At 56.1% G+C, this 2,760-nt stretch carries 2 protein-coding genes and 1 pseudogene; all 3 read right to left on the bottom strand.

The genetic code is table 11. The features are described from left to right. A pseudogene (locus BBW68_RS09565) lies at positions 1-874 on the bottom strand (AAA family ATPase); the annotation flags it as partial. Between the two features lie 10 nt (positions 875-884). After that, complete coding sequence (locus BBW68_RS19765; protein ID WP_245675247.1) at positions 885-1,277, bottom strand: Mu transposase C-terminal domain-containing protein; 393 nt, start codon at positions 1,275-1,277, stop codon at positions 885-887. A 145-nt stretch (positions 1,278-1,422) separates the two neighbouring features. Then, on the bottom strand, positions 1,423-2,760 hold a 1,338-nt coding region (locus tag BBW68_RS09575), incomplete at its 5' end, for an integrase catalytic domain-containing protein (RefSeq protein WP_245675248.1).

Raw genomic sequence — 2,760 nt, forward strand, 5'->3', positions numbered from 1 at the left:
ATACCCTGATTACCGATAGCACTGGCGTGAACCACACCCCGCGCCAGCTTGAACATGCGACGGTAATTACCCGTTGAATATTTGAGAAACGCCTCGGCAACGCCCGGCACTGAGATAACGTCACCGCCATCTTCATCCGGCAGCAGGCTAGCGAGGATGGTATTGAAGTCCTCAACCTCGGACTTGCTCTTGTGGGCCTCAAGGTCTAACGCCATACCCACGCGGCTGTAGAGCTGCGCAAACTCACCGCGAGACCCCTTGAGGTTAATCAGCAGGCGAGGCATGCCCGCCAGCACAATGGCAACGCCAGAACGGTCGTAGATACGGCGCAGGACTTCCAGTGCGCGGTATGGCAGCAGCTCGGCCTCATCCACCAGGACAACCCAGCCAGTGCCCGTCAGCGCCTGTATACACTCTTCGCTTAACTCATGGATATTGCCGCTCTTCTTCACGCCGAGACGGGCGCACAGCTCCTGCAGCAGCACTTTGGCGGTGTAGTCGGGGTCGGCCTCAATCAGGATCGCGCCCTTATTCATCTCCACATAGCGCTTCAGCGCCATCGTTTTGCCCATACCTGCCGGGCCATAAATAACGCCGATATCGCTGTCCATATGGGTATTGCTGATTAAACCCAGCGCCAGCCCGGCCAGCTGGGTCTGAACAAAGGATTCTTTAACTTCACGGCGGCGGGCGCGCTCTTCCTCGCGGCTGATAAAGTCAGCGATAGCCGACTCGACGTTACTGATATTGCCGTTATAGACGCCTTTCAGATGCTGAAAAATAACTGCTGTGCTCAGACCTGTTTTAGTGGCTACTTTTTTTGAGTGTAGCCAGTCCCCTCCAGCAAGTGGATTAATTTATCTTTGATGTTCATTTAAATAACCTTATTGATGATTACTGGCTTTCTTTAAATCGCTTTCAAATTCCGATTCGAATAAATAAACCTTTTCAGGTTCGTTATTATCCCGCACCGGGGCAAACATCGTGACGTCAATCTCAGGCCGTTGTTCAAGCGCTGGCCGCAGCTCTTCCTGCTTGCGACGCACCTTGTCTTCCAGGTTCTTAACGCTGCGTTTAACACGCTTCTCTTTAAGCTGCTCGATACGGGCTTTCGGGAATGCGTCGACCTTATTACCGTTCCAGATAGCGTCACATATCCATGAGCCGTCCATACGCCGCACGATAACACTGTGGGGGTCATGAATATCAAAGCAGACGCGAACCTCTTCGCCTTCGACGCTGGCCAGTTCCGTGCTGAAATAGATATTTTTAAACAATTTTATCTCGCCGCGTCTGGCCGTACAAATCTGCTCTGGCCGGAACATTTCATGCAGTTCCGAGCTGGTCAGGAACTGAATTTCCTCCTGCTCCTGCTTAATAACGTGGTTACGGTAGGCCAGCGGCGACCAGTGTTGCCCGTTGTTACGCTCCGGCAGTGCGGTGTGGACGATTATTTTGCCGCTCTATCTGGCGCTCAATCTCAGCGACCAGCTGCTCCATCGTCGGCACCTTGCGCATGGACGTGGCCTGCACATCATTCAGCGACCGGCCTTTTTCCAGCGCATTGACCGCTGAATCCACCGCCTTGCGGTACTTGCGTTGCGCCTCCCGGTCACCAGATTTACCCACCCAGGAGCCAAAGGCCATCGCCGCTCGCTTAGGTATTTCCTGGTTAAGGCGTTCGATAATCCCGCGCCCCTGTGGATTACCCGGAATACCGGTGGGGTGCTCAATACCGAGGCGGGAGAAAATACCGGTAATATCGGCATCAAATACGGCGTTTTTCTCACCGCCACCGTTATCGGAGTAATACATCAGCGGTACGCCATAGCGTGACACTGCGTTACGGATGGCATCGCCTACGGCGACCTGGCTCTCGGACATGGCCAGACTCCAGCCGACCACCACGCGGGTGCGGGCGTCGATCACCAGCGTAATCTCAGGCCGGAACGGCTTGCCCGTCTCAGGGTTAATCACTTCCATCTTCATGCCGTGGCCATCGCCGACCCATACGCCATTAACCGGGATAACAGACCAGTCGCGGCGCACGAACGGCAGATACTTCTTGTAATCGGAGCCGGTTGCACGTCCGCGCTCGCGCTCGGCTACGGGCAGCTTGTCCAGTGCATAGCGCACTGTATCGACCTTCGGTAGCATGGATAACATGATCTCGTTGTCTCCGTACTGTTCAACCGACCACTTCGCAAACTTCTCGTACGCCATCATGACGGTGGGTTTGTTGGTATCGCGCCAGAAGCGCATAAAGTCCGGCATCCATGAATACTGGAACACCTCTTTTTTGCTGACCTTACCCGGTGCCAGCAGCGCCATGCGTTCACCCACCGTATCCGCCGCCATCCAGGCTGACAGCCAGCGCTGAAGCGTTGGCACGCTGACCCCGGCGCGGGTGGCACCCTTGCGGGCGTTGGCGATATCGGCGGCCCGCTGCACATAATCTGGCAGCGTCCCGGCGACAGAAGCGTCGGCAATAAACTCGACCGCCTGTTTGCGCTTCATGCTGAGACCGCCGTTTTCGCTGTTGTCCATAAGGCGTAACACCTCCTGAACCAGCACCATCCGCGCATCGCCGACTGCTTTCTGGCTGTCGGTCAGCTCGTGCAGCTTCTTCTCCTGCAGGGCCGGACATTTACGATATAACGCCAGCTCGCGCTGCACTTTCTCGCCACCGGCTCCCGTGACCAGCTCACTGGTGGTGGTCGCCCTGGCCGGAAGGGAAGCAGACTGTGCCAGCAGCTGACG

It is taken from the genome of Candidatus Erwinia dacicola, from assembly GCF_001756855.1.
Lineage (GTDB): Bacteria > Pseudomonadota > Gammaproteobacteria > Enterobacterales > Enterobacteriaceae > Erwinia > Erwinia dacicola.